The organism is Pedobacter glucosidilyticus (genome assembly GCF_002483235.1).
Classification (GTDB): domain Bacteria; phylum Bacteroidota; class Bacteroidia; order Sphingobacteriales; family Sphingobacteriaceae; genus Pseudopedobacter; species Pseudopedobacter glucosidilyticum_B.
In genome coordinates this window covers 149538-172138 of sequence record NZ_DLHN01000026.1, presented here as the reverse complement: position 1 = coordinate 172138, position 22601 = coordinate 149538, and the positions used below count along the sequence as shown (strand labels likewise).

Genomic DNA, 22601 nt, shown 5'->3' with positions numbered 1-22601 from the left:
AAACAAAAAACTAATAGAATTAAGCAAATTAGAACATTTACTAAAAAGGATACTTAATCTTTTTTTAAACCTGTTAAGTCTGATTGGATATGGATTAAACCTCTTCCTGGATTAATTTTTGCTCTAAAATTCTTATGCAGCTCTATATTACCAAAGGTTTTCAAGTAAATTTCTTTCCCATCAACATCATTTTTTAACAACTCAAACTCTCCTTCCTTTTGAAAAGAACATGCGTAGATATTGATATTTGTTTTTAGATAGTTAACCATAGCCTTATTACTTATAAATTGAATATGATTATTTCTAAAGCTTGAATTACTGATGGTAATTAAATCAACTGGAGTTGCAATAAGTAAAAATGGGATATCTTGATTATGTAGTATACGAATATTGTTAAAACTTAATTGCTCTTGTAATGGAATAGTGGCGTTGGGATAATAAGAACGGCTATATTTATCATTATCAAAATGAATAGATAAGCCAATACGAGGCTTTTCGAGAAAAATATTGTTAAAAACTACATTTCTAACGCCTGCGGTATATGTTACATCAGTTTGAACAACACCCCAATTAATTCCATCTAGAATTTGGCTGCCTTCTTGATGTGTAGGTTTTGTTTTAGAAACATATTTTGTGCCATCTGGTTGAGCTTGTACCCTATAAATTCTACCATTAGCCACTACTGCATCGGATTGTTGAACTTCCATTCCTTCTTGCCAATCTATCCATGCACCTGCTAAAATCCGACAGAAATATCCAGTCGTATTTTCTGCATTTAAATCATGACAATTCTCTATAACTCCATTTTCAATCCAACCTAACTCTGGATTACTTGTCGCATAATCATGTGCATTCAGCGCAATGGCATCATCAAAAGTTTGGAAAACACCGTTTCTAATCGTAAATCTTTTCCCTCTTCCTAAATGAATTCCATCTTTTTCACCTCTTATCATTACATCATCTATGATTAAATCTTCAAAAGTACACACATGTATACCAAACTGCATTTTAGTTAAATCTTCGCACCTAAAACGCTCAATATTAACATCTTTTACATAAAAAAACGCTACCTGCCCTCTTAACCCATATACTTCTGAAAAAGGTTTATCTATACCATTAACCATTAAATTAAGTCCTTTAATACTGATATGCTCATTGTAGGTTTTAGTTAACGCCCCTTTATTAAGAAAGACATGAGAAAAATTACCTTTTTCGTTTACCTTTTTTATGAATACGTTATTTCCAAATTCTATGGTTGTATGGCTGCCAACATATACTGTTTGAGCAAATTTATAAACACCAGGCTTGCTTATGATGATAGTACCACCCAGATTGATTGCTTTTTGTAAAGCCTCTGAATTTTGTATACCTGTAGCTGTAGGTGAGAAGCCAAATTGAGCTGCATCTGTAAAACCCATTTTTTGACAAATACTAAACTCTGGCTTCAATATAAACACAAGCAAAAAAATCGCTTTCAGGTATCTCATAATAGGTTTTATCTGGAGGTTTAATAAACAACTAAAATAAATTATGATACTTTTAGTATTTCAACATTTTGAGTATTTACTACAACTATTTTAGCCTATTTTAAGCTGCACCATCTCCTGATGATAGTGCATTTATAAAAGCACTAAATATGGTTATTACTACCCAAAATGACAATTTAGTTTAAAAGATTGCCCAAATATTACAGGATTTGCTTTTTAAAAATAATGAAGTTTGTACAACTCATCTCTATTTAGAATACCTTTCTAATAAAATTGGTTTAGCAGGCTGCCACGAAAATAATTCTGGCAGCTTCTTTTTTGTCTTTTAAGATAGCATAAATAAAAAATAAAACTTTTTTTGAATATAAACCTATACTAATTCGATTTGTTAGTATGAGTTAAATAGATTGATATAAATTACACCCGATTTTGAATAGAAAATACCCCTTCATCTATCCCATTACCTACACCTTAGCTCATACATTTAAAACCTTTATCCATTTTATAGGATAATCATTTCTTAATAATTCTTTTTGTTGGAAAACTAGCTTTTTACATCCAACATAAAAGTTCAAGAAAGAACCATATCAGGTATTTATTAAAAATTAACAAGTAAGTAACACGTTATTTATAGGAATATAACAGGGTGATTAACCTTATGATAACCCTGTTATGACCCTGTTAGTACCCTGTTAGCTATAGATTTAGACATCATGATACACACGCTTTCTTGGTTAATGAAAACAACACAAACTTATAGTCAATTAAGGCGCTAAGAGGCTGTAAAATCCAGTTGTAGCGGTATCTTTTAGCAGACCTTGCTGTTGGTAAATAAAAAAGGCCTCCAACTCTGGATGTTTTTTTAAAAAGTGAAGAGCTTCTGCTACATCCATACCCATTAAAACATTATCATAAGCATCTGCCAGCATAGCGGTTTTAGCATAAACCGTTACACTTATATTTTTACTTTTAATAGGATAACCGGTTTTGGTATCTATCAGGTGTGTTTGCTTTAAACCTTTGGTCTCTACAAATTTACGATAGCTTCCGGATGTGGTGATGGCTCCTTTTTTAGGGATGATGATTTTTTGAAAGGCTGTTTCCTGTAGATTTGGGGCTTCTATGCCAATTTTAGGATAAGAACCATCAGGCTTTTTTCCTTTCATTCTTAATTCGCCACCTATTTCTACAATATATCTTTTGATACCTCTTTGCTCTAAAAAATCGGCAAGAATATCTACCGAATAGCCTTGTGCTATACCGTTTACATCTATTTTTACAGCGGGGTTACTTTTGATTAAGCTATCCTTTTTAAGGATTAATTGCTGATACCCTACATTTTTTAATATTTTTTTTACCGTTAGGCTATCTGGTAAAGACTGTTTGGGTTTCCCTAAAAACCCCCATGCATCTACTAAAGGAAAAACGGTGATGTCAAAGGCTCCGTTAGAGGCTTTAGCTACTTTCTGAGCTTCGTTTACCACTTTTTTCAAATGCTTATCTAATACTACACCTCTTTTGCTTTGGTTAAACTGGCTGATGAGTGATGTATCATGATAAACTGATAAAGATTGATTTAATTCGGCTAAAATAGCTTCAATTTCTGCTTCAGCGATAAAAGCTTTAGATGCGTAATACTTTATGCTATAGGTTGTACCCTGGGTATAGCCTTTGATTTCGTAAGTTTCTACTACCCTTTGGCTGGGCATAAAAGAGGAACAAATGAGACTTATTAAAACAAAATAGTAGCGAGCTTTAAATATCATTCATCTTATTTTGCCGATGAAAGTAAGTATTTTCTATTGATAATGGAGCATATAAAGCTGATAATGGCCATTTATGATAGCTTCGTCTACACTTTTTTGTGATACTTGCTTCGCTAAATCAAGGGTTTCCAGAGCACATAAATAACTCTCGCTTAAAATACCGGAAGCCAATAAGGTTATGGCTTTATCCGTTCCTTTTAATTCTTTTAATTCTGCACCAATTAACAAGCCACTTAAATAATGGTAATTGCTCTCTTTACTAAACTTATTAAACAGTTGGTTGGTTCTTACCCAAAACATGGCATGTAGTAAATTAGCTTTAAAACTATCTAAAACACCATGCTTAAAGCTTTTGGTATTTTCCTCATCTGCTAAAACACCTTGTTTTTCTACTGTTGTTGCTAAAATACTTTGGGTGCTTAGTAAGCTAAAAAGTTCGCCCGTCATGTAAGTACAGAAGCCTACAGCTTTATCATCAACAGTAAAAACGTGTTTAGAATGTGTACCCGGAATAATAAAAACCTGTTCTTTGATTCTCTTATCTGGCTGGCAACCTACTAATTGTATTTCTTCGCCTCTGATCACATCATCTGTAGAGCAAACACCTGAAACTAAAGTAAAGGGATGCGGAAAATTTGCGGTAGCAGGAAAATGAATAGTTTTTAAATCGGCTCCATTTAAAGAGAATGGAAGCTCTTTATAAGGTACCTCCTGCATGCCTACTGTAGATGATGCCATACCAGAGATGATGATGGGTAACCCATCTAAATTTTCACCAGATGTTGAACTGATTTTATCTATATTTTCTTTCAGGAAGGATAGATAAAAGTTTATTCTTTGGTGTGTATCAGCCCCAGCGGCTTTCCATTTTTGGAATAAGCTAGCATTACCTTCGGCATTGTTTACCTCTGTTAAAACCTTTAAACCGTAAGCATCTACCAAACGTAGTCTGAAAGATGATGTACCCCAATCGCAACTTAAAAACAAATTATTCATGTAGGAGAATTAAAAAAAGAAGGAAATCAAAAATGTACATCTTTCTGAAAGAAGATTTATTAAACCAAACCAATGAATACACCCTTCAAACAATGAACGTTTATGACTCCTCCTTTTATCTTTTAATGATTACCACTCTGCTATACTACCGTCTTGATGACGCCAAACCGGATTTTTCCAGTTGTGCCCAACTTTAGCCATAGCTTTTACGTGTTCTTCATTTATTTCTATACCGAGGCCTGGTCCGTCTGGTATTTTAACATAACCATCCTCATATTTAAATACATTTTTATCAATGATATAATCTAAAATATCACTACCCTGATTGTAATGGATACCTAAACTTTGCTCTTGTATAAAAGCATTGTAACTGGTAGCATCTACCTGTAAACAGGCTGCTAAAGCAATAGGGCCTAATGGGCAATGCGGCGCAACGGCAACATCAAAAGCTTCTGCCATTGAGAATATCTTTTTACACTCTGTTATACCACCTGCGTGGGATAAATCTGGCTGAATGATATCTGCATAACCACCAATTAACAAATCTTTAAACTGCCATCTAGAGAACATACGCTCTCCGGTAGCAATAGGGATAGAAGTTAGGTTAGCAATTTCTCTTAATGCCTCATTGTTTTCTGGTAAAACAGGTTCTTCAATAAACATTGGTCTGTAGGCTTCTAACTCTTTAGCTAAAATCTTAGCCATAGGTTTGTGTACCCTACCATGAAAATCTATCCCTATACCAACCGCCGGACCAACAGCTTCCCTAACAGCGGCAATACGAGCTATAGCGGCATCAATTTTATCGTAAGTATCTATGATTTGAAGCTCTTCAGTAGCATTCATTTTTACTGCCTTAAAGCCTTTATCTATCATTTCCTTAGCAGCAGTACCTACTTCAGCTGGACGATCGCCGCCTATCCAAGAGTAAACCTTCATGGTATCACGAGCTTTACCTCCTAGTAACTGATAAATAGGTGTGTTATAGAATTTACCTTTAATATCCCAAAGTGCTTGGTCTATCCCAGCAATGGCGCTCATTAAAATAGGCCCTCCACGATAAAAACCTGCCCGGTACATCATATTCCAATGGTCTTCTATATTCTGTGGATCTTTACCTATTAAACCTTCCATTAGCTCATGTACAGCAGCTTTAACCGTAGCGGCTTTACCTTCAACAACGGGCTCGCCCCAACCTACAATACCTTCACTGGTTTCTATTTTAAGAAATAACCATCTTGGTGGAACCTGATATAATTCGTAACCTGTAATTTTCATTTTAAATATGGATATTATTGAACAGCATTTATAAACTGCTTCGCTTTTAAGCTTAATTGTTTTAAATATTCATCATTGATGTTTTGCTTAGCATCAACCAAAGAACTACCAATACCATAAGCTACAGCACCCATTTTCTTAAATTCTTTGATGTTATCTAAACCTACACCACCAGTTGGCATGATAGGAATTTGTGGCAAAGGTCCTTTTACATCTTTGATATAGGCTACCCCTGCACTTGCCGGAAAAACTTTCACAATATCGCCACCCCAGGCATAAGCATTTAATATTTCTGTAGGTGTGTATGCCCCAGGAATACTTACCGCACCATGTCTTCTGGTCATGTGTATGGTATGGATATCTACCGTTGGCGATAAAATAAATTTCGCACCAGCATAAATGGCTGCTCTGGCAGATTCAGGATCTAATACAGTACCTGCGCCTATTAAAACTTGGTTCCCGATACTATCTGCCAGTTGCTCTATAACTTGTAAGGCTTTTGGTGAGTTTAAGGTGATTTCTAAAATTTTCACACCTCCCTCTGCTAAAGCAAAAGCCACATCTTTAGCTTTATCGGCGGAAACGCCTCTGATAATGGCTACTATTTTATGTTGATATATATGATGTAATGTTTGCATGTTGTTGATTTATTCTGGCCTAATAACTCCAATTTCTAAAATGATATTGGCAAATCTTCTAACCTCTGCAGTAGCTATGGCTAAACAAACATCAGGTGTTTTGGCAATATCATAAAACTCGTACCTTTTAAGCACTTCAAATGGCGTATCCTCATCAAGAATTTGTTTAAATTCATGATGGATGGGTTGTGGTGTTTCATCTGGTGGCTGCATGATGTAGGCTTTTTCTACCGGGATGAAGTTTTTAATCACTTTTAATACATCAATAACATTCAAAACTCCGGGAGTAAGATTTAAGTAAACCTTTTTTGCTGTTTGTGGTGTACAGGTGTTTACAGGAAAGTTACCATCAGAAATTAAAATTTTGGCGCCATGTCCGTTACGGCCTAATTCCATTAATATCTCGGGGTGTAGTAGTTGTGTTTTTAACATGGCAAATTTAATTTGATTGATTTATTTGAGGATTATCCTGATTTACATAAGCATGTAATTCTTCATCTCTTACCAAAGGCCCTATCACAAATAACACTACACATAAGCCTAAAAGTGCTAAAACACCATAACCTATAAATACTGTATTGTATGCTGATGCATAGCCGTAAGCATCAGAAAAATTCTTAACGGTTACACCAGATATAGATTGAAAAATAGCTCCGCCTAAACCAGAACCCACACTTGCCAAACCCCAAACAGATGCCGTAGCATTTTTAGGAACAACATCAGCAGGGAAAGCCATAGAGTTAGCGGTGTAAGACGAATAGCCAAAACCCGCTACTGCTAAAACAGCTATTGCAATTGCCGGCGAGGTGATAATCAACGGACCTAATATTAATGAGCCAGCCGTCATCAAACCGAAGATGGTAACGGCTAATTTTCTGGCTCTAGGTACTGGCATGCCTCTTTTAATTAGGGTTTGGGTAAATAAGCCTCCTAAAATATTACCAAAATCGGCAGAGATAAAGGGTATCATGGCAAACCAGCCAATCATGGCTAAATCCCAACCGTGTACATCAACCAAATACCGCCCAATCCAAAAGGTGATAAAATACCATACAGGGTCCATCAATACTTTAGATAAAGTAAAACCCAATACAAACTTGTTTTTGATGAGTTTTTTAGCTGGGATGGTTCTTAACTTGGTTTCTTCTAGGGCTTGTTTTGGAGTATAATAGGTAAACCAAAAAGCAATAAGCCATATATAACCTAAAGAACCTACGATGATAAATGTTGCTTTCCAGCCATACACAGTACCTAAAAAGGCAATTAATGGTGGAGCAACCACAGCACCTATAGCAGAACCACTATTAAAAATACCCGATGCAGTAGAACGCTCGCTCTGCGGAAACCATTCGCTGGTTAATTTAATAGCCGCTGGCCAGTTACCTGCTTCGCCTATGCCCAAAAAGAAACGAGCTAAACCAAAATGCCAAGGTAACCTTGCTAAGGCGTGTAACATAGCGGAGGTAGTCCAAAAGGCCATGCAGATAGCATAACCTAATTTAGTTCCTAATTTATCTATGGCAAAGCCAGAGAAACCGTTAGAAACCATATAAGCCACAAAAAATGCAGTAGTAATATATCCAAAAGCATCATCTGGAATGATTTCTCTTAAGGCTCCCTCGGCACTTAAATAATTAAAAGCCAAACGGTCTATATAATTTAAAACGGTTGCTAAAAACGCAAAGCCTATCATGACCCAGCGCATTTTAGATGGCTTAAAAGTAGTATCTGTCATTAGTTTAGGTTAGTTAGGTAAAATGGTATATGTTTTACCTGCTTCTACGTTAAAAGTATATAAATTTTCCGCTGCTTTTGTAAGCTTAATTACCTGTTTATTCAGCAGGATTTTCACTGGTGTTTTACTTCTTAAATTGCAGGTTTGAGCAAATTTTGAAGTGATGGTAGCTTCTTTTAGTTGATGATTTGTCCAACTGATGTTAACACCATAGCCCCCTCTAGCTCTTAAACCACTGATATGACCATCTTTTAAAGCTTTTGGTACAGCAGGCAATAAGTATAACTCGTTAGAGTGACTTTGCATCAGCATTTCTACTACACCAGCAGTAATACCTTGTATACCTTGGTTACCTTCAAAAGAAGGTGTGATATCACTATCCTCTGCTCGTGGGTGGATGCTGATATCGGTAAGCATAGATTTTAAAATCTGATACGCTTCTTCGGGCTGCTCAAAACGGGCTTGTTGGTTAATTTTCCAAGCACCAGACCACCCTTTATTGATATTGCCCCTTCTATCCAAAACAACTTTAACCGCTTTTGCCAATTCTGGCGTTTTTCTTAAGGTGATGTCATCATCAGGATAAGAAGCAAAAAGGTGCGAGATATGTCTGTGCCCAACTTGCATCTCTTTAAAATCATGCAGCCACTCTTGTAATTGCCCAAACTGTCCAATTTGATGTGGTGGCAATTGCTTCATGGTATCTTCTAGCTTTTTAGCAAACGCAGCATCCTCACCTAAAACTTTTATAGCTGTTATACAATTTCTAAACAAGTTTCTTATGATTTGATTATCCATAGAAGATCCCGCAGAAACAGAAGCTTCTTCGCCTTTAGTGGTGAAGAAATTATTTTCTGGCGAAGTAGACGGGCAAGTAACCAAATAACCAGTTTCTGGGTCTTTAACTAGGAAATCTAAGATAAACTCCGCCGAACCTTTCATTAAAGGATAAATTCTTTTAAGGTAAGCTGCATTGGGCTCGTAGCTATAGTGGTCAAATAATTGTTGCATGATCCAAGCACCGCCCATAGGCCATACAGAAGCTTTTGGGTTTGGATCTGTTGGTGCTGTATTGAACCAAATATCTGTACCGTGATGTGCAACCCAGCCTTTACATCCATACAATTCTTTGGCTGTTCTGGCTCCGGCTTGCGCTAACATCTCTGTAAAGGTTAATAAAGACTCGTTTAAACCAGCCAGATTTGTACTTTCAACAGGCCAATAACATTCTTGTATATTGATATTTAATGTCCAACGCCCCTGCCAACGACCTTCCATATTGTCTAACCAAATATTATGGTTATTAAAGGCTAAAGTTTTTTCTCTGGCTCCGGCCAACATGAGGTACCTGCCATATTGGAAATATTGCGAAATGTATAACGGATCATGTGCGCCTTTGCGCAAAGCTAAAATCCTATCAGTAGTATTCATTTTAGCTTTTTCATGTCCGCCTAAATCAATTTTACAACTTGCAAAAAGCGGCATATAATCTTCCAGATGGCGGTTTTTTAGCTCAGGATATTTAAATTTTGCTGCTTTAGTGATATAATCATTACACCTTTCTTTTTCATTGGCACTTACATCGTTGTAATTTACCCAATTGGTAGCCCCAGCAAGTATTAAAACCACTGTATTGGCATTGGTGATATGAATTTCATCGCCCGTTTGCCCTTCCTTTTTTATAAAATTAGTTTTACCACCTTCTGCATTTACTTTTAAACGCGATTGCCATTTGATAGCGGCGGGTAAAATCTTTTTAGCATACTCTTCTCGGTTAAGCTCTGTGGTTGTACCGTTCATCACGATATCGCCGTTTAACAACTGAGTTACTGCCGATGATTGTAAACTACTTAAAGAAGCCTTTAGGTTGATGCTTTGAGGTTTACTCGCAGTAATACGCATCACCACAACTTGGTCTGGGTAACTGGCAAAAATTTCTCTTTTGTAGTTTATACCGTTTAGCTGGTAGGTAATGGTAACTGTAGCGCTATCCATACTTAGCTTACGCTGATAGTTTTGTGCTTTTGCTTCATCATGATTAAAACCCAAATGAAGAATACCCATAGGTTGGTAGTGTTGTACCCTTAACGGGATGCTACCTAACCTAGATGAAGCCTTACTTGCCGCAGTATAATCTTTTTCAATGAGGATTTTCTTTCTGATGTCTTCCAATACTTGTGGCCCTTGTGGATTATTAGGATTGTAAGGCCCACCAGACCATAAAGTCTCATCGTTAAAAGGAATAACTTCTTGGTTGATGCTGCCACCAATCATAGCGGCAAATCTGCCTGTTGCTATAGGCAAACCTTCCCAATATTTTTTTGCTGGTTGGTTATACCACCAACTCATTTCAGGACTGTTTACTTGCTTGGCGTTTTGCGCTATAAGTGATATGGAACAACTGTAAAGAAGAATAAAAAGAAAGTATTTTTTCATCAGAAAGCCTTTTAGATTTAGCAAATACGCATGCTCATGCCACCATCTATAACCACATTTTCACCAGTTATAAAATCGTTTTTAAGTAACATAGCCACAGCATCTGCTACATCTTCTGGTTTACCTTCTCTTTTTAATGGGATACGGTTTTCTATATTATTTTTTACTTGTTCTGGTTTTAAGAAATCTTGGAAACGCGTACGAATAACACCTGGCGAAACACAGTTAACTTTAATGTCAAACTCGGATAGTTCGTAAGCTAAAGCTCTTGTAAACTGCGGTAAAGCACCTTTAACCACCGCATAAGCCAAAGCTCCTTTAACACCTCTTAAACCTGCTGCTGAGGAAATGAGAATGATACCACCAGAACCTTTTCTTTTCATAGAAGGCACTGCTGCCATACATAAATGAAAAACGGCATGTATATGAATATCAAAAGCGCTGTACCATACATCTTTAGCACCATTTAGTAAACTACCTGGGGCTGCGCCACCAGCAGAATGTACCAAAACATCTATATCGCCTAAAGCTGCAATGGTTTCTGCTACTACGCGTTCGCAATCTTCGGGCTTACTCATATCGCCTTTGAGCAATACACAGTTTCTGCCTAAACTTTTAATTTCATCTATTAAAGATTGATCATCGGTATTTCTGGCTACTAAACTGATATGCGCCCCTTCACGAGCAAGTTTTAAGGCAGTTTCTGCGCCAATACCCTGTGTACCACCCGTAATAAGGGCTACTTTATTTGTTAATTCCATTGTATATGTTTTATAATTGAGCTTTTAATTCAAATATTTTATTCATGAGTACCCACTTCTCACCTTCTTTTGCCCAAGCTAGTGGCTGTTGAAATTTCCACATCAACTTTTCCCATTCTTGTACTTTAGGATTTTCGGCATCGGCTTTAGCCTTAGCGTCAAAACTAAATTCATCACTGGTTTCCATAATCATGAAGAGCCTATTACCTGTTCTGTAAATCTCCATGGTGGTTATATGTGCATCTAAAATGCTTTTTTTAATCTCGGGCCAACCGTTCTCTGCTTTGTGCCAATGTTCATACTCTGCAATAAGCTTCTCATCATCTACCAAGTCGAGCGCTAAACAATATCTTTTCATGCTTTTACTGTGCTATTTTAAATGTATAAACCAATTGCTCTTCTGTAGGAATAGCATTTTTTAACTCATCAGGAACTTGAATAGCTAGACCTTTCTTAGTAGAATATTTCCATTTTAAAGGTTGATTAGACCCAATTAGATAGATTTTAGAGCCTTTTACTGGCTGTACAGTTTTTAGATTAAAGACTTTATTAGGCCACTCAAAACTATGAGCGTATAGCGTTTTACTATCTTTAGAACGGGTAAATCTGATACTATCACCTTCTTTCCAGTGCTCGCCTTCACGGGCTCTGGTTCCGTAAATAGCTTCTCCGTTTGTTTTTAACCATTTACCTGTTTGCTTTAATTGTGCTTCTGCTGTTGGATGAAATTTACCATCACCATCGGGGCCAACCCCAACCATAAAATTACCACCCTTTGCAGCACAGTCTACAATATTTTGCACTACCCATTTCGCTCCTTTATGCTTATCGGCTTCAGCCTCGTAAGAAAAAGTACGACCCAAAGGATATATCACAAACCAAGGCACTTGTGTATTTTCTTTTGCTCCTGGCACAAAACCTTCTGGGGTGTAATAATCTCCGTAATTACCTATACCACGGGCTCTAAACATGACATCGGGCTGTATTTTACGTAGCTCAATCATGGTTTCTCTGAGGTAATGCCATACCGCAGGACCAAACCACATATCCAAACAAATCATATCTATTTTGCCGTAATTGGTTAATAGCTCTTTCAATTGCTCGCGGTGACGCAACATGGCTCTCTCAACTTCTTGCGGAGTTGGGTCTGGTGCCATGATAGGGCCGTTTTTACCATAATGAGATTCTATAGCACCTTCTGGCTTATAATCTTTACCTCTTACCGCTAAAGTTGCAGAAGATGGCGTTTGTAAAGGATGCCAAACATAAGGACGAAAATCAGCATCATACCAATCTGGGTTAGAGTAATATAAATCTATTTTGATATCTCTTTTACGGGCAGCATCGGTTAGTTCTTTAACGATATCTCGTTTAAAAGGGCCTTCCATAATGCTATAAGCAACATCGCAATCTTCTATAACCGGGCCACCTGGGGCAGTGTAGTTCACCCTTTTTTTAACTCTGGTTTTAGTATCAAACAAAGAAAAACCTTCGTGATGCTTGGTGGTAAAAGCAAACATTTTCATGCCGCTTTGTTTAAATAACTCCATCCAGTTATCTGCATTAAAACCTGTAGGATTCCAAGTTTTATACATATCAAAATAAGCTTGCTTTTGCTCGTTTGGGAGTTTTAATAAAGGCCAAGATTCTTTCTCTTGTTTAATAATAGAGTATAAACCCCAATGGATACGTACGCCAAATTTCATATCATTAAAAGCCTCATAAGCTTCTTTTGATGCCCAAGTATATTCTGCAACTGGGTTTTCTTCTATGTACCCACTGGTATATGTGTACTGCTTATCTGTTTTAGGCAAATAATGTTTAGCATTTTCTTCAGCACTTCTGGTTTGTGCCTGTATAACAAAAGGAAGCGTAAATGCTACGATAAATATTTTTATAACGCTATTTCTCATCATCATAAATTAAACTTGTACGGCAAAACTGTAAGCTATTTGCTCTTTTTTAGGAATACCCGCTCTTACTTTTGCTGATGTCTGAATGGTTAATTCTTTGGTTGAAGTATTATAATTCCAATCGACCGTTTTTTGGTTACCTAAACAAGTAATTTTTGACCCAGCTTTAGGCTGTACGGTTTTTAAAACCAGTTGATCTCCAGGCCAATCTAAACAATGTACATAAATGGTTTTTTGGTCTTTAGAACGGGTAAACCTGATGTTGTCTCCTTCTTTCCAGTGCTCGCCATCTCTAGCTCTGGTAGCATAAATTCCTTCGCCGTTTTTCTTTAACCATGCACCCACTTCTTTCAGTTGTTTGATAGCTGTTGGCGAGAATTTTCCATTTCCATCAGGCCCAATACCTACCATAAAGTTTCCACCTTTAGAAGCAGAGTCTATAAGATTTTTTACCACCCATTTAGCACCTTTATATTTTTTTGATGATGGATCATAAGAGAAAGATCCTGCTAAAGGATAAATAACAAACCATGGCGAATCTGAATTTTCTTTATCACCTGGAACAAAACCTTCTGGAGTATAGTAATCTCCATAATTACCTATTCCACGAGCTCTAAACATCACATTAGGTTGTATTTTTCTAAGCTCTAAGAGGGTTTGTCTGAGCTGTGGCCACACTCTTGGACCAAGCCAAATATCCAAGCAAACCATGTCTACTTTACCATAATTGGAAAGTAGCTCTGTTAATTGTGCCCGGTGTCTGGCAATCATAGCGGCTTCTTCTTCCGGAGTAGGATTTGGCACAATGGTTAAAAATGCTTTTTGCCTTTGCTTAGATCTTTCAAATTCAGTAAATTCTTCGTCATCTGCCTTGGCTTTGCACCACTCTTCGCTAGAAGGAATTTGTAATGGGTGATAACCATAAGGTCTAAAATCTGCATCGTACCAATCAGAATGTGAATAGTATAAATCTATTTTGATATCATGTTCACGGGCGGCATCACACAGTTCTTTTACAACATCCCTTTTAAAAGGTGTATCCATGATGCTGTAAGTGGTATCACACTCTTCTATTTTAGGACCACCTGGAGCAGTCCAATTAGGACGACGTTTAACTCTGGTTTTAGTATCATACATAGAAAAACCTTCGTGATGCTTGGTGGTAAAAGCAAACATTTTCATACCGCTTTCTTTGAAAAACTCCATCCACTCGTTAGCATCAAAACCTTTAGGATTCCATGTTTTGTAGAGTTCTTGATATTCTTGTCTTTTCTGGAAATCAAAAGCAGGCTCTCGGTTTCCTAAAAACGGCCACGACTCGCCACCCATTTCTAAGATAGAATATAAACCCCAGTGTATTCTAACCCCATATTTCATATCCTGAAATGCTTCATAAGCTTCATCAGATGCCCAAGAATATTCTGGAATAGGATTGTCTTCTATATAATTTTTTGACCTTTTGTAGTTTTGATCTGTTTTTGGTAAACGGTGAGAATATCTTGAAAACTTACCACTTAATGAAGCATAAAAAGGCTGTTCTTCTTGCGCTAAAAAGCTCAAACTTTTAGCCATTTTAGTTGATAAAAGTGCTCCAGCTGTTAAACCTAAACTGTTTCTTAAAAAATTACGTCTTTTCATTAAATTTTCCTTTTGATGAATTTATTTGGAGTTTATCACAGTGTCTTCTGTTTTGAAATATTTAATATTTCTCCACTTGATTTCTGGGTTAGCATCAGCCTCGTTATACAAACCGTATTTATGATAATAAGGGTTAGAGTCTTTAGCCTCGGCGGTGTAAGTTAATTTACCATCAAAGTAAACATCAACTGTTTTGGTATTGGTGTTATGGATAACATTTAGCTTTACCCATTTATTTTTAAGATTATTGATTACTTGTTTGCCTTTGTAGTGTACAGAGCCATTATCTAAATCACTCACAGAAACGATATGGCTAAGCCAAACTTGCATGATACAAACATCATCATTACGCTCTGGTCCGCCGGCTTTGGTGATATAAAATTCACCTTCAAATTGTGTTTGCCCAGCGGTGTAGTCATCCATCACCCTAATCTCGCAACGTTGTCTAACAGCTTTCCCGTTTGCATCTGTAGCTGGATTTAGCCACAGTTTAAAACTTTCTACCCCATTCTCATTGGTATAACTTGAATGTTGAGTGCTATTTTCTTGCTGCAATTTGGTTTCTGGATAATAAGGTAACCAATTTTTTCCTATTTGGGCTGTTGCCTGAGATAGAAAACCAAAACAAATAAAAATTACAATAAGGCTTAAAATTCTCATCATTTGCTTATTTAATATTACCAAACCTAACATCCTCCGCTTTATCATCATTTAAAAATTGTATGATGGTTGATGGACCTAAATTGAAAGGAGCAAGCCATTCTTTTAAAGCCCAAACCACTTTCTTATCTGGTGTAACTTCTAGAAATTGAGCGGGTAAATTTTGAGGCTCTATCTTATATTTTTTCCATTGGTTAAACCAATTGTTAATTAAAGTATTTCCATTTGGTAGGCGATAGGCCATCTGCATCCCAAAAATCCTGTAACCTGTTAAATCTTCGGGTTTTAATTCCCATACCGTTTTACCTTCTCTGGTTATTTCTCTGATGAAATTCTTATTGCAAACCGCTAATAAATTACCATTGGTTAGTTCTTCTACAGACCAAGGTGTAGGGAAATCGAGATTTAAAAGTTGCTTACCGTTGCTGTCATATTCTATGATTTTACTTAAATCCATGTGTGCAACCAAATAAGTTCCTCTTTTGGTTAAACGAGCATGCCTAAACTGAATATGCGCTCTGGATGTGTCTTTTACAGGTATAGCAAATTCCTTTACAAAATCCCCAGTACGGATATTTACCACCCTTACTTTAGGTTGATTGGAGTTTTCTATAAATATCACATGCTCTTTCCCGATAGGCTGTGCGGTGTGTATTTCTGTTCCTTTGGGACAACTCAACTTCCATAAGAAATTCTTGTTTTTATCTATCACAGCTAAACCATGTTGATGTGCAAAAACAATATTTCCATTAGACATTAAAACGGCATCGCTTATTTCTCCCTTACCTAAAGTATCTATATAAGACCATACAATTTCGCCGTTTTTAACGATATACATATTCCTATGCTTTTGCTCGCCGGCATACAAGAAATCATATTGCTTAAGCCCTTTACCAGGTAAAACAGCAGGTGTTGTTGGCTCGGTAATAAGCTCTTGCGTATAAGCTTTTGCTATACTTAAGCATAAGAAAAAAAGCGCTGCTTTAATCTTCATAACCTTTCTATTATTTCTTTTTAGGTGATGATTTCCCAGGTACATAATCATCAACAGGATGAGCTACAATTACACCTTTATCATCAGGTGTCATACACCCTAAAAAGTAAGCTTTTACTACACCATTTTCTACATAAGCAAAAGGTCTTTCTACCCTTTTAAATTTTTCTTTACTACCATCATCATAAGTAATCTCATTGGTACTGATAGGTTCTTTAGTTAGTAATTGATAGTTGATACCATCTTTAGAATAATACTGAACACCCACTTTATTTCTACCCGTAGCCACACCTGCAAAATCTGTACAGATGACATTATATTGGTTATTTGCCCACCAAATGGTTGGGTCTTCTAATTCGTAATTGTTAGGGAAAAGATTTTCTTTTTCAGGGGCTAAGTTTTGATAAGGACCTTGATAACTTTTAGCTTCTGCTGCTCTGGCTGTGCGCACTTGCTTATCACCAATTTTAACAGATAATCTACCAAAAACATAAACGCTACCATCGGGTCTCACCAATGGAGCTGGATTGCTAAAACTCATCATCTTTTCAGACCTTGTCCATGGACCAGTAATGGCATCAGCTTCTGCATAACCTGTTTCATTGGCTGATGATATATAATACAATACATATTTATTACCAACTTTAACTATCTTAGGATTATGCACCCTATCATTATCCCATTTGCCTTCTCTTTTATCTAACACCACTTCAGCAAATTCATAAGGCCCTAAAAGGTTTTTTGAGGTTGCCCTGATACATAAAGACTTAGCTGTCCAGCTTGCCATACCACCTTCTGCTGGCCATGCAGAAGCAAATAGGTGGTAAGTATTGCCAACTTTAATAACCGATGGGCACCATAAAAAATACTGACTTAACTTTAAACCTCCATCCTTTTTTGCTGGTTTAATAAAATTCTTGATGCTCTCAAAAGCTTGTTCTTGTGCTATGGTAGCTTTACTGGAAGCTACAAGCAGTAAAATGATAAATACTTTTAAAGAAAACTTCATGGTTATACTATGATTAAGGTTTAATAATTTCTATTTCTTTAACTATCTCGCCAAACTTGTTTTTTGAGGCTTTAACATCAGCACTTTTACCTTCTACCCTTATTAATGATTTTGCTTTTCCAGTTGTACTGATTTCAGTAACATTTGCGGTTTGTACATTTTCTAACCTGATTACCGCTTCTGCACCTTCAAAAGTTGGAACTTGGCTGTTAGAGATATTTACGTTTTTACCATCTTCAATAATAAAAGCTGGTCTTAAATCGGCACTATCAACCGTAAAACTTATATTTTTCAGGGTTAAACCCGATACATGTCTGACCCAAATACCATAAGCTGGAATAGTTGGTTTAAAAGCACTGATTTCTGGATAAGCGGTTTCTGCCTCTGGCACCACTTGGCGGGCATGTTTGGCATTACCACCTCCTGCTATTCTAATGTCTATATTTTCTAAGGTTAGATTTTTAATATCATGCCCCGGTACACCAGTAATTAAAATACCACTTGGTGGATCTATTTGCGCTGGATTTGCCGCTTTTGCACTTACATTTCTAATGGTTACATTTTCTATTACTCCGGTTTTTTGTTGGGTATCACTATCCTTTCTAAATACATTGAGACGAGAACCCAATCTAATGAGCATAGGGGTACGCACATTATTCATGGTGATGTTAGAAATTTCTACATTACGTATTTGTGCACCATCAACACTGTTAATTTTAATGCCACCGTTTCTGGTATCATAAATATAAACATCAGATATTTTGATGTTTTCGAAAGGCGCCATAGACTCGGTACCAAACTTTATACCGCCGTGGTTGCTGGTAATTCTTAAGCCTTTAACTTCTATATTTTTACAAGCCATTTGGCTCCAGGTAGTTTTAAAGCAAAGGCCATCATCACCAGTATCAATATCGCAATTGAAAATTTTTACGTCTTGTGAGCAATCAATGTCAAAACCATCATTATTACCTAAACCTCTACTTTTAATGGTAACACCAGATATATCTATCCCCTTACATGCAAAAAAGTGGGTAGTCCACGCGGTAGAATTAATCAATTTTACATCTTTAACCACAATACCTGTACTTCTTACAAACCTCACCAAGAAAGGTCTTCTTCCTCTTCCGCCAGATGCTAAAACATCTTTACCTCTACCATTGATGGTTCCACCACCAATAATACCTACATTTTTAGCATCAACAGCACCAATAAAACAATAACCCATTAATGCTCCGTTACCGGTTTTAAAAGCGTCTACCATTTGGTAATCAGCAATGTTTTTACTGCCCAATAGCTCTGTTTTTTCTGATAGAGAAATGGTGATATTATCTTTCAATAAAATAGTACCCGAAACATATTGGCCAGCAGGGAAATATAAAACAGCCCCACCTTTTTTACTATAATCATCAATTAACTTTTGGATGGCCTTAGTGCTAACCACATTGGTATCTGCAACTACGCCATACTGTAAAACATTGATGGTTTGTTGGGCCAAGGAAATTTGACTGGTGAGTATCAACAGGAAAGCTAGTTGAAAGAACTTTTTTAACATCATAAGCTTGTTATCATTATTACTGTTTGTAGGTTATTAAGCCTTTAAAAAAGAAGTTACTAAACCAAGAGTGATAAATACCCCGGAACTTAACACCTTGATGAGGAGCAACTTCTTTCTATATTTTAAATTCGCATGAAAGCCTGTTTCAAGAACTTAAAGCGTATCATTTCAATAAACTATAATCAAAAATCTTTAGGCCATTTATATGCTAAAATGCATGTTGCACTAAAGCAAGATTTAAAATTGATTAAATCAAATAAACAGTAATTTTAGCTTAAAATGGTAGGAGCAATTAGCTATTAAGTAAGTTATTTTGGCAGATTTTTGCAGCTAAAAACAATGTTTTTCATAGGTAGATGATCAACTTATTTTAACTGTCTTTTTCTTAATAAAGCTTCTAGATAATAGTAATCTGCATAGTTTAAAGGCACATCAACCTCGCTGTTAGAAGGTGCAGCACCTGTACTATGAAGCAAGATAAAACCTTTAGCCTCGCCCACCGGAGCGGTGTATTTTGTACTTAAACTATGTAGCATTTTATCTGCTTTTTGCTGATAATACGACTTCTTATCTGGTGCATAAGTACTTAACTCGTACAAGCTAGACGCTACGATAGCTGCTGCCGATGCATCACGAGCTTCGTTGGGTATTTTTTTAGAATCAAAATCGCAGTAAGGCACTAAATCTTCTGGTAGGTTTTTATGGTTAAGGTAAAACTTCGCGATGTTTTCTGCCTGTGCTAAATAAGCTGGGTTTTTAGTTTCTCTGTAACATAAAGTATAGCCATATAATGCCCAAGCTTGCCCTCTAGACCATGCGGATTCGTGAAAATATCCTTGATGCGTATTTTTCTTAAGCACCGCACCTGTATTTGGGTCATAATCTATTACGTGGTACGAGCTATAATCTGGTCTAAAATGGTTTTTCATAGTCGTATTAGCATGGGTAACCGCTACTTTGTAAAAAGAAGAATCGCCAGTTAATTTGGTAGCTGCAAAAAGCAATTCCAGGTTCATCATGTTATCAATAATTACGGGGTTTACCCATTTATCTCTACTATGATCCCAAGATAAAATAGCCCCAGTTTTAGGGTTAAACCTGGTCATTAAAGTTTTTGCAGATTGTATTATCACATCTTTATAATGTGGATCATTTGTTAACCTATAACCTGTTCCAAAGCTGCAATAAACTTTAAAACCCATATCGTGGGTTGTTCCGTTTGTTTTTTCTTCTTCAATATCGGCAGTAAACTTTTTAGCTTCTGTAACCCAAGTATTATTTTTCTTATTGTTCTCATGTAAAAACCAAAGTACACCCGGGAAGAAACCACTTGTCCAATCTCTTGAAGCCACCAATTTTAACTCGCCATTTTCTATGGTACGTGGCGATACTAACTTCTTATTGGTTGTTTTAGCTTTAGCCCTTTCTACTTCTGTAAGCATGACTGCTGTTTGCTTTTCGGCATGTTTAAAAGCCTTTTTAATGCTTACTTTTTGTGCAAAAGCAGCATTATTAAATAAGGCTAACGTAAGAATCAGTTTAAAATATTTCATTATTTATAGTTTGAAGTATGTATTATTTCTTAGTCATATAGGTAAAACTTACCTTACCAATGGTATTAGGTTTACCTTTTTCTGGAGCTGATATAGAACCTTTAAATGTTCCGTTTTTTAGCTTTTCAATTTTAATTTCTCTCCAGCTGTAAGCTCCTTTTTCGTAATTAAAGGTTTCACCATCATCATCATAAAGCATAAAAGAAGCTGGTTTTTCACCATAAAATCTCACCTCTAAATCAACTTTCTCATTCAGTTTAGGCGCATGTAATTTGGCAGGCATCATCGGTATAATACCACCATCTTTTACGAAAACAGGTATCTTATCTAAACCTGGGGTAACGGTAATGACTTTACCATCACCAACAAAATCTCCGGTATAGAAATCATACCATTTACCTTTTGGTAACACTACTTTTCTTGATGTTTGACCAGTAAACATTGGTGCTACCAGTAAATAATCTCCAGCCATGTATTGGTCTTTAATTTCTTTAGAAGTAGCTTCAGCATAAGGGTTTTCTTCCAAATTAACGTTTCCTTGAGCTACTTCTTTTTTTACCTCTTGTTGGAAACCTTCTTCTAAATTCATCGCTCTAAAAGGCGGAACTCCTTCAAAATGATACTTGGCAAAAGTGGTATACCAATAAGGCATCATTTTCATCCTCAATAAAGAAAACTCTTTTACTTGTTCGGCAACATCTGGGTATGTCCAAGGTTTTGTACCCGATGACCAAGCGTTAATCATAGCCATTGGAGAAAATACGTTAGATTGGAATCTTCTTAACCATTCTTCACCAGTTTTTGATGCTCTAACCTCTGGAGTCCATAATACGCCAGAGAAACCACTATTAATTAAAGCGGTGATAAAATCTTCGTGGTTATAATAATCGTTATAGATGACATAAGGGAAAGAAGTACCGCCTCCATTTGATGCTCTTACCAATCCAAAAGTTCTTTGGTTACGCTCCTTAAACAAATCTGAAGTGTAGCGTTGTACCATTAAACCATAAGTTTGTCTCATTTGCTCGGCAGATACTCCGGAAGGAAATTTTGCAATATCTGGCCATAAATGATAATCATAACCATCAACTTCATCTATTTTGTACCCGCTTACGCCAATATCTATTTGGTCTTGTTTAAGCTGGTTAAAGAATATTTTTCTGGCTTCTGGCAAATTAAAATCAGGAACTGCACCACGCCATACGGTATGTGAACCTGTTAATGGTCTTATTTCTTTATAAAAACTAGCTTTTGGCGATACATAAGGATTTATCCAAAGGTTTAACCTGATGCCTTTATCAAGCATTTCTTTTACAAAAGCCTGTGGGTTTGGATATCTGCCTTTATCCCAAGTAAAACTCCCTGGATAGGCCCAACTTTGCCAACCTGGTTCTAAACCCACAAAATCTAAAGGATAACCCTTATCCTGAAAAGCCTTAACTTCTTCTTTTACTTCAGCATCGGTAAATTTTGTTTTAACACGTTGAGTAAAGCCTAAACCCCATCTTGGAGGTAAATAACCGCCGCCGTTAAATAAGTTATAGCGTTGCATAACTTGTAACGGTTTTGGACCAGCAAAAACATAAAACTCTACCCCTTCTGCTGGCACTAAAATTTCAACAGCATCAGAAGTATTTCTTGATTGCCAGTTTTTACCTGCCGTTCTATCTACCGGTTCTGCTGGAAAAATAGGGCTATCTTTTCTTAAACTTGTTCCTGCCCATACTTTAATATATCTGGCCGAGTTGATGAAAACACCATAACCTTTGGAAGACATGTAAAAAGGCACTGGAGCATGTGTACGACCATTATCTTTACCTCCATAGTGGTCTACATGTAGCTCTAAAACCTTAGCTCTTTGATGCACAGTTTGGAAATTCAAACCAAAACCATACAGTTGTTCTTCCAGTTCTAAAGGGAAACTTAAAAATGTTTTTCCGTCTTGTAATTCAAATTTAATATCGGCTTGTTTCAAAGGGAAATTAGCACTACCTATTTTAGCTAAAGCGTTTGCATTAGGCTTAGCGCCTGCTGCTTTTAATAAATCAAAATTTTCTGGTTTACCAGCTACACCTTTCCATACGCCGGGATAAACTTCTGTCCATTGTATAGCTTGAGAAAACGCTTGAATTGCTATTAAACAAAAGCAAGCAACTATTAAACTTATTTTCTTCATGATGAA

Annotated in this window: 18 protein-coding genes; all 18 read right to left on the bottom strand. The window is 36.5% G+C overall.

Annotated elements, in window-relative coordinates; all coding sequences use genetic code 11:
- Window positions 1–53 precede the first annotated feature (53 nt).
- Complete coding sequence (locus tag B2745_RS11460; RefSeq protein ID WP_304066642.1) at window positions 54–1418, bottom strand: hypothetical protein; 1365 nt, start codon at window positions 1416–1418, stop codon at window positions 54–56.
- An 833-nt stretch (window positions 1419–2251) separates the two neighbouring features.
- On the bottom strand, window positions 2252–3196 hold the full coding sequence (locus B2745_RS11455; protein ID WP_304066639.1) for an FAD:protein FMN transferase: 945 nt from the start codon (window positions 3194–3196) through the stop codon (window positions 2252–2254).
- 90 nt (window positions 3197–3286) lie between these two features.
- On the bottom strand, window positions 3287–4249 hold the full coding sequence (locus tag B2745_RS11450; protein ID WP_304066636.1) for a 2-dehydro-3-deoxygalactonokinase: 963 nt from the start codon (window positions 4247–4249) through the stop codon (window positions 3287–3289).
- Window positions 4250–4378: 129 nt separating this feature from the next.
- Window positions 4379–5527 carry a galactonate dehydratase gene (gene dgoD, locus B2745_RS11445; protein WP_304066633.1) on the bottom strand — a complete coding sequence of 383 codons (1149 nt, stop codon included), beginning with the start codon at window positions 5525–5527 and terminating at the stop codon, window positions 4379–4381.
- A 14-nt stretch (window positions 5528–5541) separates the two neighbouring features.
- Window positions 5542–6165 (bottom strand): bifunctional 4-hydroxy-2-oxoglutarate aldolase/2-dehydro-3-deoxy-phosphogluconate aldolase, encoded by a 624-nt coding sequence (locus B2745_RS11440; protein WP_304066630.1) that lies wholly within the window; start codon window positions 6163–6165, stop codon window positions 5542–5544.
- A 9-nt stretch (window positions 6166–6174) separates the two neighbouring features.
- Entirely contained in the window at window positions 6175–6597 is a 423-nt protein-coding gene (locus tag B2745_RS11435) for an RbsD/FucU family protein (RefSeq protein WP_026905071.1), read from the bottom strand.
- A 7-nt stretch (window positions 6598–6604) separates the two neighbouring features.
- A complete protein-coding gene (locus B2745_RS11430; protein WP_304066629.1) occupies window positions 6605–7900 on the bottom strand; it encodes an MFS transporter in 1296 nt (431 codons plus the stop codon).
- Between the two features lie 9 nt (window positions 7901–7909).
- Window positions 7910–10336, bottom strand: a complete 2427-nt coding sequence (locus tag B2745_RS11425; RefSeq protein ID WP_304066627.1) for a glycoside hydrolase family 95 protein — start codon at window positions 10334–10336, stop codon at window positions 7910–7912.
- Between the two features lie 17 nt (window positions 10337–10353).
- Entirely contained in the window at window positions 10354–11097 is a 744-nt protein-coding gene (locus B2745_RS11420; RefSeq protein ID WP_304066624.1) for an SDR family NAD(P)-dependent oxidoreductase, read from the bottom strand.
- A gap of 10 nt (window positions 11098–11107) precedes the next feature.
- Window positions 11108–11455, bottom strand: coding sequence for an L-rhamnose mutarotase (locus B2745_RS11415; RefSeq protein ID WP_304066622.1), 348 nt, complete (start codon window positions 11453–11455; stop codon window positions 11108–11110).
- Between the two features lie 4 nt (window positions 11456–11459).
- The gene (locus tag B2745_RS11410) at window positions 11460–13016 is read right to left on the bottom strand and encodes an alpha-L-fucosidase (protein ID WP_304066619.1); all 1557 of its coding nucleotides are present in this window, start codon (window positions 13014–13016) and stop codon (window positions 11460–11462) included.
- Between the two features lie 3 nt (window positions 13017–13019).
- Complete coding sequence (locus tag B2745_RS11405; RefSeq protein WP_304066616.1) at window positions 13020–14648, bottom strand: alpha-L-fucosidase; 1629 nt, start codon at window positions 14646–14648, stop codon at window positions 13020–13022.
- Window positions 14649–14669: 21 nt separating this feature from the next.
- Window positions 14670–15311, bottom strand: a complete 642-nt coding sequence (locus B2745_RS11400; RefSeq protein ID WP_304066613.1) for a hypothetical protein — start codon at window positions 15309–15311, stop codon at window positions 14670–14672.
- 4 nt (window positions 15312–15315) lie between these two features.
- Complete coding sequence (locus B2745_RS11395; RefSeq protein WP_304066611.1) at window positions 15316–16302, bottom strand: hypothetical protein; 987 nt, start codon at window positions 16300–16302, stop codon at window positions 15316–15318.
- A 10-nt stretch (window positions 16303–16312) separates the two neighbouring features.
- On the bottom strand, window positions 16313–17311 hold the full coding sequence (locus tag B2745_RS11390; RefSeq protein ID WP_304066609.1) for a glycoside hydrolase family protein: 999 nt from the start codon (window positions 17309–17311) through the stop codon (window positions 16313–16315).
- Between the two features lie 13 nt (window positions 17312–17324).
- Window positions 17325–18866, bottom strand: coding sequence for a glycoside hydrolase family 28 protein (locus tag B2745_RS11385; RefSeq protein ID WP_304066606.1), 1542 nt, complete (start codon window positions 18864–18866; stop codon window positions 17325–17327).
- 365 nt (window positions 18867–19231) lie between these two features.
- Entirely contained in the window at window positions 19232–20419 is a 1188-nt protein-coding gene (locus B2745_RS11380; RefSeq protein WP_304066604.1) for a glycoside hydrolase family 88 protein, read from the bottom strand.
- A 22-nt stretch (window positions 20420–20441) separates the two neighbouring features.
- Window positions 20442–22595, bottom strand: coding sequence for a TIM-barrel domain-containing protein (locus B2745_RS11375; protein ID WP_304066601.1), 2154 nt, complete (start codon window positions 22593–22595; stop codon window positions 20442–20444).
- Window positions 22596–22601 lie beyond the last annotated feature (6 nt).

Bases quoted from the DNA above. Each gene is read 5' to 3' on its own strand.
- B2745_RS11450 (WP_304066636.1), bottom strand. From the start codon at position 4,249: ATGAATAATTTGTTTTTAAGTTGCGATTGGGGTACATCATCTTTCAGA.
- B2745_RS11380 (WP_304066604.1), bottom strand. From the start codon at position 20,419: ATGAAATATTTTAAACTGATTCTTACGTTAGCCTTATTTAATAATGCT.
- B2745_RS11385 (WP_304066606.1), bottom strand. From the start codon at position 18,866: ATGATGTTAAAAAAGTTCTTTCAACTAGCTTTCCTGTTGATACTCACC.
- B2745_RS11425 (WP_304066627.1), bottom strand. From the start codon at position 10,336: ATGAAAAAATACTTTCTTTTTATTCTTCTTTACAGTTGTTCCATATCA.
- B2745_RS11420 (WP_304066624.1), bottom strand. From the start codon at position 11,097: ATGGAATTAACAAATAAAGTAGCCCTTATTACGGGTGGTACACAGGGT.
- B2745_RS11410 (WP_304066619.1), bottom strand. From the start codon at position 13,016: ATGATGATGAGAAATAGCGTTATAAAAATATTTATCGTAGCATTTACG.
- B2745_RS11435 (WP_026905071.1), bottom strand. From the start codon at position 6,597: ATGTTAAAAACACAACTACTACACCCCGAGATATTAATGGAATTAGGC.
- dgoD (WP_304066633.1), bottom strand. From the start codon at position 5,527: ATGAAAATTACAGGTTACGAATTATATCAGGTTCCACCAAGATGGTTA.
- B2745_RS11390 (WP_304066609.1), bottom strand. From the start codon at position 17,311: ATGAAGTTTTCTTTAAAAGTATTTATCATTTTACTGCTTGTAGCTTCC.
- B2745_RS11460 (WP_304066642.1), bottom strand. From the start codon at position 1,418: ATGGGTTTTACAGATGCAGCTCAATTTGGCTTCTCACCTACAGCTACA.
- B2745_RS11455 (WP_304066639.1), bottom strand. From the start codon at position 3,196: ATGCCCAGCCAAAGGGTAGTAGAAACTTACGAAATCAAAGGCTATACC.
- B2745_RS11430 (WP_304066629.1), bottom strand. From the start codon at position 7,900: ATGACAGATACTACTTTTAAGCCATCTAAAATGCGCTGGGTCATGATA.
- B2745_RS11415 (WP_304066622.1), bottom strand. From the start codon at position 11,455: ATGAAAAGATATTGTTTAGCGCTCGACTTGGTAGATGATGAGAAGCTT.
- B2745_RS11400 (WP_304066613.1), bottom strand. From the start codon at position 15,311: ATGATGAGAATTTTAAGCCTTATTGTAATTTTTATTTGTTTTGGTTTT.
- B2745_RS11375 (WP_304066601.1), bottom strand. From the start codon at position 22,595: ATGAAGAAAATAAGTTTAATAGTTGCTTGCTTTTGTTTAATAGCAATT.
- B2745_RS11405 (WP_304066616.1), bottom strand. From the start codon at position 14,648: ATGAAAAGACGTAATTTTTTAAGAAACAGTTTAGGTTTAACAGCTGGA.
- B2745_RS11440 (WP_304066630.1), bottom strand. From the start codon at position 6,165: ATGCAAACATTACATCATATATATCAACATAAAATAGTAGCCATTATC.
- B2745_RS11395 (WP_304066611.1), bottom strand. From the start codon at position 16,302: ATGAAGATTAAAGCAGCGCTTTTTTTCTTATGCTTAAGTATAGCAAAA.